Genomic DNA, 7,151 nt, shown 5'->3' with positions numbered 1-7,151 from the left:
CGGGCTCCTGGTGAGGACCGGTTGGCGTAGGAACCACCAGTCCTACCGGGAGCCCACCCCATTCCAGAACATCACCACGCCCACCGCCCCACCCAGTTCTCAGACGCCCTCTGAGGGAATCTGATTCCCTCAGGGTTCCCCTCACGGACGTCTCGGTCATGCCACCGGTTCAAGGCCTGCGATCCCTGGCTGGCCTTCCGTCAGCTGGTGACCCGCCCCCGGAACCGTGCGGCCAGCGCGGCGATCGGCGACCGCCGTCCTCGCAACGGAACCTGTCCGGAAGTGATGTCCGCGAGAAGGGTCGCCACGGTTTCCCCGGCGCACGTCCGGTTCGCGCCGATCCCGCCCGACGGGCCGCGCTTGATCCAGCCCACCACGTAGGCACCGGTCCGGCCCTCGACTCGGCCCGCGGTGTTCGGGATCGTCCCGGCCGCCTCGTCGAACGGCAGGCCCGGCACCGGACGTCCCCGGTAGCCGACGGCGCGCACGACTTGACCGGCGGCGATCTCGACCGGTCCGGAAGGGCCGTCGACGCGCAATCCGCGTACCTGGCGGTCGCCGGTGATCTCCACTGGAGCCGAGTGGAAGCGCAGCACGATCCGACGGGGGCCGTCCGCGGGAGGGGCGGTCCAGTCGACCGTCTCGCGATCCAAACCCTGCAGCAGTGCGGCTTTTCCGGTGCCAGCGTCGATCGCCGCAGCGGTGCGCGGGTCTTCGGTGTCGACGACGAGCGGCACGTTCGCGCGCTGCGCCAACGCGATCAGCTCGGGGGAGGTGTAGGCGGCGTCTTCCGGGCCGCGCCGCGCGAGCAGCACTACCTCGCGGACCTTGCTGGAGCGCAGGCGTTCCAGGGCGTGCGGGGCGATGGTCGTGCCGTCGAGGTCGTCGGGGTCGGCGGTGAGGATCCGGGCCACGTCGAGGGCGACGTTGCCGGTGCCGATCAGCACCACTCGCTCCGCGGAGAGGTCGACGGCGTGCGCGGGGACGTCCGGGTGGCCGTTGTACCAGGCGACGACCGTCGTCGCGGCGAGGCTGCCGGGGAGGTCTTCGCCGGAAATCCCGAGGGTGCGCGCGGAAGAAGCGCCGACGGCGTAGATCACGGCGTCGTGGCGTTCGGCCAACTCGTCCACAGTCACGTGGCGGCCGACTTCGACGCCGAGTTTCAGCTTCAGCCGGGGGTGGTTGCGGAACCGCGAGAAAGCCTCGCCGATCCGCTTCGTGTCCGGGTGGTCCGGGGCGACGCCGAAGCGCACCAGGCCGCCCGCGACCGGCAGGCGGTCGATCAGCGTGACGCGGGCGTTGGTGTGCAGCAACAGGTCTTCCACCGCGTACATCCCGGCCGGGCCGGTGCCGACGACGGCCACGTCCGCGGGCTCGAGGTCGCTCGGGATCTCGCGGTCGAACGTCGGCGGGCCCCAGCGGTGGAAGTTCGGCGCGGGGTTCGCGGCGACCGGCGGGCGGTCGGCGTAGAAGTCCGCGTTGATCCCCGCGTACACCTTCATCGAGTCGGTCAGCAGGTCCACCGGGAAGATCGCGTCGACCGGGCACGCGTCGGCGCAGGCGCCGCAGTCGATGCACGTCTCCGGGTCGACGTAGAGCATCTCGGTGGTCCCGAAGTCCGGCTCGTCCGGCGTCGGGTGGATGCAGTTGACCGGGCAGACCGACACGCACGTCGCGTCGTTGCAACAGGTCTGGGTGATCGCGAAGGCCATGTCAGATCAGATTCGCCCGCTTGTAGAACACCAGCGCCGGCTTCGTCAGCAGCCCGCACGAGCCGAGGAACTCCATCAGCCCGGCACAGCTCGACCGCATCATCGACTTGTGGTGCTCGTTGGCCTTCGCCTCGCGCAGCGCGCGCTCGGAGTCCAGCCCGGCGTTCTTGTACACGTCGCGGTTGACCATGCTGCTGACGATGAAGTACGACGCGATCGCGATGACCAGCGCGTTGACCTGACGGCGCACGGCTCCCGCGCCCTCCAGCTGCTCGCGCGTCTCCTCGCGGGCGAACTTCATGTGCCGCGACTCTTCCACGACGTGGATGTTGTTGATCGTCCGCACGAACGGGACCACGCGCTCGTCGCGCATCCAGTCGCGCTGCATCACGTCGAGCACTTCTTCGGCGACCAGGATCGCCGCGTACGCCGCTTCGCCGCCCGCGACCGCCTTGAAGACGCGGCCCAGTTCGACGGCGAGCTTGCGCGGCCGGTACGGGGGAGCGCCGAGCTTCTGCGCGCCGCGGGCGAACATGATCGAGTGGCGGCATTCGTCGGCGATCTCGGTGAGCGCCCACTGGAACGCCGGGTCGGTCGGGTCCTTGGCGTAGAAATCGCGCAGCACCATCTGCTGCAGGATCATCTCGAACCAGATCCCGGTGCTCGCGACCGACGCCGCCTCCTGGCGCGTCAGCTCCTTCTGCTGCTCCGGGGTCATCTCGGCCCAGTAGCTCGTGCCGTAGAGCGTGCTCCACTCCGGGCTGGCCCCGTGGAAGTCCTTGTCCAGCGGGGTTTCCCAGTCGACCTCGGTGGCCGGGTCGTACGACAGGGTCGCGGAGGAGTCGAGCAGCCGCTGCGCGGTCTCGTGCCGGCCGGACGGGGCCGCTTCCGGTGCTTGCCGCACGTCTGCGCTGGTCATTCGGTCCTCCCTGAGCGACATTGATTAGGCGTTACCGCGATTCACTGTTACCTAAGGTAACACCTATCTGGCCGTATCGCGAGAGGTACCGGCGAACCGCGTGTCGTCCGTTCGGGCAGTCGGGCCGGGAAGGGGCCGCTGACCTGGCAGGATGAGTCCCGAATGTCTTCCTGACCTCGGAGGAACCGCCGTCGTGACGCAACCGCCGCAGCCGTATCCCGGCACCGGTCCGCAGCAGTACTCGCCGTTGCCGCCTGCTTACGGCGGGCAGTCCGCTTACGGCGGTCAGTTCCCGGCGCAGCCGCCGCCTCCGGCGCCGCCGACCGCGTATTTCGGCGCGACCGCGGTCGCCGCGGCAACTTTGGCCTCGGTCATCGGCCTGGTGGCCACGATCGGCTTCGTCGTGGCTGTCATCCGGATGATCGGCAATCCGTCCTCGAGCAGGCTGCTGTCCAACGGGATCGTCGGCGCCGCGGACCTGGCGATCGCGGCACTGACGGTCGCCGGCGCGATCGGCCTGTTCAAGCGCGCTCCGGCAGGCCGGGTCTGCGTGCTCGTCGGCTGCGGCCTGGCGGTGCTGGACATCGTCGTCTTCATGATCGTCGGGCTCGGTTCCAGTTTCGTCCGGAAGAGCGCGCCGCCGACCCTGCAGATGACCTTCCCGAGCGGGTTCCTGTGGCTGATCGTCCCGGTCGCCGCGCTGGTGCTGGCGGCGCATCGGGCGACCGGCGCGTGGCTGCTGCCGAAAACCCCGCCGGCGCCGTACCACCCCGGCTGGTGACGGACCGGGAAGAAATCCTCCGCACCCCGCGGCTGCGGTTGACCACCTGGCTGCCTTCGGACTTGGACGATCTCGCTGCCCTGCATGCCGACGTCGAGGTTATGCGGCACATGACGACCGGTCCGCAGACCCGCGCGGCTACTCGCGAAAGGCTGGAGACGTTCATCGACGAACACCGCCAGCGGGACTGGTCGAAGTGGCGCGTCGAAGGTGCGTCGGGATTTCTCGGCCGTGCCGGGTTCGGCCTCGCGCACGGCAGCGGACACCGGGAAGTCGGCTATCTGCTGGTGCGAGCGGCGTGGGGTGCGGGACTGGCCACGGAGCTGACGCGGGCGCTGCGGCAGTGGCACGACGACCACCCGGAACCCGCTCTCGCGCCGGAGCTGCGGGCTTATGTGCTGCCCGGCAACGAAGCGAGTTGCCGGGTGCTCGAGAAAGCGGGCTTCCGGGCGGTCGGTGAGGAGGACGGCCAGCTCGTGTTCGAGTCAGGCCGTCCCTGACCGGCGTAGGCGGGGCAACACCGCCAGCCACAGCAAAACGGTCGCGATTCCGTACGCCACCGTCATCGTCAGGCTCATCGACAACGGCGTAGTCCCGCCCAGCGACACCAGCGGCGCGACAATCGGGCCGATCGCGAACGACGCCGTCCCGAGCAGTGCCGCCGCGGTTCCGGCTCGCCGCCCGTGGTTGGCGAGGGCTAGCGCGTTGCCGTTCGCCTGCGTCGTTCCGCCCGCGAGCATCAGCAGTGCCAACGGGATCAGCAACGCCGCCAATCCGGCCCCGAACAACACCGCGCCCAGCATGGTCAGCGCTGCCGCCGCGGTGAAGGTCGTGCCCAGCACGTACATCCGGACCGGCCCGACACGGCGCACCGCCGCGCGGTTCACCTGCGCGCCGAGCACCGACATCACCGCGTTCGCGGCGAAACACGCGCTGAACAGCTGTGGCGACAATGAGAATCCGTCTTGCAGGACGAAACTGATCGACGCCAGGTAGGTGAAGAACGCCGCTCCGCCGCAGGTGCTCACGAGCAGGAAACCCAGGAACAGCGGGTCTTTCAGCAGTATCCGGAACTCGCCGCCGCCCTTGCGCGGATGTCGTGCCTCGGGTGGCAGGCTTTCCGGCAGCGCGGTCGCGGCGACGATCAGCAAAGCCGCTCCGATCCCGGCCAAGACGCCGAAGATGCCGCGCCATCCGATGATCGCCGCCAGCTGGCCGCCGATCACCGGAGCGACGATCGGGGCGAGTGCGCCGACGGTGGTCAGCAAGGCCAACAGCCGCACCAGTTCGACGCCCTCGGCGAGGTCTCGGGCGACGGCCAGCGACAGCACGATTCCGGCCGAACCGCACAGTCCTTGGAGGAATCGCGCCGCGAGCAGCACCTCGATCGACGGCGCGAAGGCGCACACCACGGACAGAACCGTGAAAAGCCCGATTCCGGCCAGCAGCGGACGCCGCCTGCCGAACCGGTCGCTCAGCGGGCCGACGACGAGCTGGCCGAAAGCCAGGCCGAGCATGCAGACCGACATGGTCGCCTGCGCGAGACTCTGCCCGGCTCGGAGGTCGTCGGCGAGCTGGGGGAGCGCTGGAAGGTAGAGGTCCATGGAGATCGGGCCGAAGACCTCCAGCAGCCCCAGCACGACCGCCATCCGGAGCGCGCCTGGGCGGTTTTTCGGCACCACCGGCTCGACCAGGCTCGCTTCGGTCTGGAGACGCTTCATCCGGCACGCAGGATCCGGCGCAGCCACGAAAGGCGGGTCGCGACCGCGGATCGGGAGACCTCGGCGTCGGGGGAGAACCCGGCGAACCCGTGGTACCCGCCGGCCCAGATGTGCAGTTCCGCCTGTCCGCCGGTCGCCCAGATCCGCAAGGCGTACTCGGTCGTCTCGTCCCGGAAGATCTCCGCGGCGCCGACGTCCAGGTACGCGGGCGGCAGACCGGACAGATCGGCCATCCGCGCCGGGACCGCGTACGGCGACGCCGCGTCGGTACCCCGCGCCGGGCCGAGCAGGGCGTCCCATCCGGTGTCGTTGTTGTTGCGGTCCCAGGCGCCGATTCCGTTGTACTGCTGGGTCGAGACCGACTCGTTGCGGTCGTCGAGCATCGGGCACGCCAGCAGCTGCCCGGCGATGGCCGGGCCGTTGCGGTCGCGGGCCAGCAGTGCGACACCGGCCGCGAGACCGCCGCCCGCACTGGCGCCGGTGACGACGATCCGCGACGGGTCGATGCCCAGTTCGTCCGCGTGCTCGACTGTCCACAAGAGACCGGCGTAGCAGTCCTCGACGGCGGCGGGAGCCGGGTTTTCCGGAGCCAGCCGGTATTCCACCGAAATGCCGACCGCGCCGAACCGCAGCACGTCGTCGATCAGGCCGTCGAGGCCGAAGAACCGGTTGCCCAGCACCATTCCGCCGCCGTGGATGCTGTACAGCGCGGGCGCGTCGGCGACTCCCGAGGCGGGGCGGACGACCGTGAGCACGATGTCCGGAGCGCCCTCGGGACCGGGGACGGTGTGCTCGGTCAACTCGACGGGACGGTCGCCGACCATCTGCTCGACCGGCGGGATGATCGTCGCGAAATGCGCGCGGTTGGCGAGGATCGTGTCCGCGCGCAGCGGGATCCGCTCGACCAGGTCGAGGAACGCGGCGAGCCCGGGTTCCAGTTCCGGGTCGTAGGGCACCGGCGGGACGCTCATTTCCCCGCCTTCCCGAGGATCCGGCGCAGCCACGAGTTCCGCGTTTCGAGCGCGGCCTTGCTGATCGGCCAGTCCGGGACGTACATGTCGAACCCGTGGAAGGCGCCCGCCCACACGTGCAGTTCGGCCTGGCCGCCGGTCGCCCAGATCCGCAGCGCGTACTCGGTGTCCTCGTCGCGGAACGGCTCCGCGCTGCCGACCTCGATGAACGCCGGAGGCAGACCGGACAGATCGGTCGCGCGCGCCGGGGCGGCGTAGGGGGAGACGTCGTCGGTGCCTACCGCGTCGCCGAGCAGCGATTGCCAGCCCGCGAGGTTCGACTCCCGGGTCCAGGTGCCGAGACCGGGGTACTGCTGGCTCGCGATCGTCGTGTTGCGGTCGTCGATCATCGGGCACAGCAGCAGTTGTCCCGCGATCGCCGGGCCTTTCCGGTCGCGGGCGAGCAGCGAGACCGCCGCGGCGAGCCCGCCGCCCGCGCTGCCGCCCATCACGACGACGCGCGAGGGGTCGACGCCCAGCTCGTCGGCGTGCTCGACTGTCCACACCAGACCGGCGTAGCAGTCCTCGACCGGCGCGGGGTGCGGGTGTTCGGGCGCGAGCCGGTACTCGACGTTCACCGCGACGACGTTCAGCTCCAGCACCAGCGCCAGCAGCCGGCCGACATCCATGTTGCGGTGGCCGACCATCATGCCGCCGCCGTGGATGTTGTAGAGCACCGGCAGCGCGCCGTCGCTCTCGTGCGGGGACAGGATGGTGATTTCCAGGTCCGGCGCGCCTTCCGGACCGGGAATGGTCTGTTCGACGACGGTGACCGGCGCGTCGCCGACCGCTTCGGCGGCGGGCGGGAACATCTCGGCCATCGCGCGGCGCAGGCCGGGGATCGTCTCTCGCGTGAACGGCGGCGCGTCGGCCGGGACGATCTCGGCGAGCGCGGGCTCGATCTCCGGGTCGAACGGGACGGGGGGATGGGTCAAGGCAGCCTCCTCGGGGAGAGCGGGCGAATTCTGCGGCGGCGCGGGGTGGCGGCGCCGGTCGCGGTCCGTGAGG

At 70.3% G+C, this 7,151-nt stretch carries 7 protein-coding genes; 2 read left to right on the top strand and 5 right to left on the bottom strand.

The window, feature by feature from the left end; translation table 11 throughout:
* Positions 1–200: 200 nt before the first annotated feature.
* Together ACFORO_RS29820 and ACFORO_RS29815 are read right to left on the bottom strand one after the other, a co-directional pair.
* Positions 201–1,712 (bottom strand): FAD-dependent oxidoreductase, encoded by a 1,512-nt coding sequence (locus tag ACFORO_RS29820; RefSeq protein ID WP_377872353.1) that lies wholly within the window; start codon positions 1,710–1,712, stop codon positions 201–203.
* Position 1,713: 1 nt separating this feature from the next.
* Positions 1,714–2,631 carry an AurF N-oxygenase family protein gene (locus ACFORO_RS29815; RefSeq protein ID WP_377872352.1) on the bottom strand — a complete coding sequence of 306 codons (918 nt, stop codon included), beginning with the start codon at positions 2,629–2,631 and terminating at the stop codon, positions 1,714–1,716.
* Between the two features lie 193 nt (positions 2,632–2,824).
* Here ACFORO_RS29815 and ACFORO_RS29810 point away from each other — a divergent pair, with 193 nt between their 5' ends.
* On the top strand, positions 2,825–3,412 hold the full coding sequence (locus ACFORO_RS29810) for a hypothetical protein (protein ID WP_377872351.1): 588 nt from the start codon (positions 2,825–2,827) through the stop codon (positions 3,410–3,412).
* On the top strand, positions 3,409–3,912 hold the full coding sequence (locus tag ACFORO_RS29805; RefSeq protein ID WP_377872350.1) for a GNAT family N-acetyltransferase: 504 nt from the start codon (positions 3,409–3,411) through the stop codon (positions 3,910–3,912). The genes ACFORO_RS29810 and ACFORO_RS29805 overlap by 4 nt, the downstream gene beginning before the upstream one ends.
* On the opposite strand, the gene ACFORO_RS29800 is transcribed toward ACFORO_RS29805, so the two are convergent.
* Genes ACFORO_RS29800 through ACFORO_RS29790 form a run of 3 tightly spaced genes read right to left on the bottom strand, consistent with a single transcriptional unit; the run spans position 3,898 to position 7,078 of the window.
* Positions 3,898–5,133 (bottom strand): multidrug effflux MFS transporter, encoded by a 1,236-nt coding sequence (locus ACFORO_RS29800; RefSeq protein ID WP_377872348.1) that lies wholly within the window; start codon positions 5,131–5,133, stop codon positions 3,898–3,900. The genes ACFORO_RS29805 and ACFORO_RS29800 overlap by 15 nt on opposite strands.
* Entirely contained in the window at positions 5,130–6,104 is a 975-nt protein-coding gene (locus ACFORO_RS29795) for an alpha/beta hydrolase (RefSeq protein ID WP_377872347.1), read from the bottom strand. The genes ACFORO_RS29800 and ACFORO_RS29795 overlap by 4 nt, the downstream gene beginning before the upstream one ends.
* Positions 6,101–7,078, bottom strand: a complete 978-nt coding sequence (locus ACFORO_RS29790; RefSeq protein WP_377872346.1) for an alpha/beta hydrolase — start codon at positions 7,076–7,078, stop codon at positions 6,101–6,103. Before ACFORO_RS29790 ends, ACFORO_RS29795 begins: the two co-directional genes overlap by 4 nt.
* Between the last annotated feature and the right edge of the window lie 73 nt (positions 7,079–7,151).

This window comes from Amycolatopsis halotolerans (genome assembly GCF_042647905.1).
In the GTDB taxonomy this organism is placed as follows: Bacteria; Actinomycetota; Actinomycetes; order Mycobacteriales; family Pseudonocardiaceae; genus Amycolatopsis; species Amycolatopsis halotolerans.
This window is presented reverse-complemented; position numbering and strand designations above follow the sequence as displayed.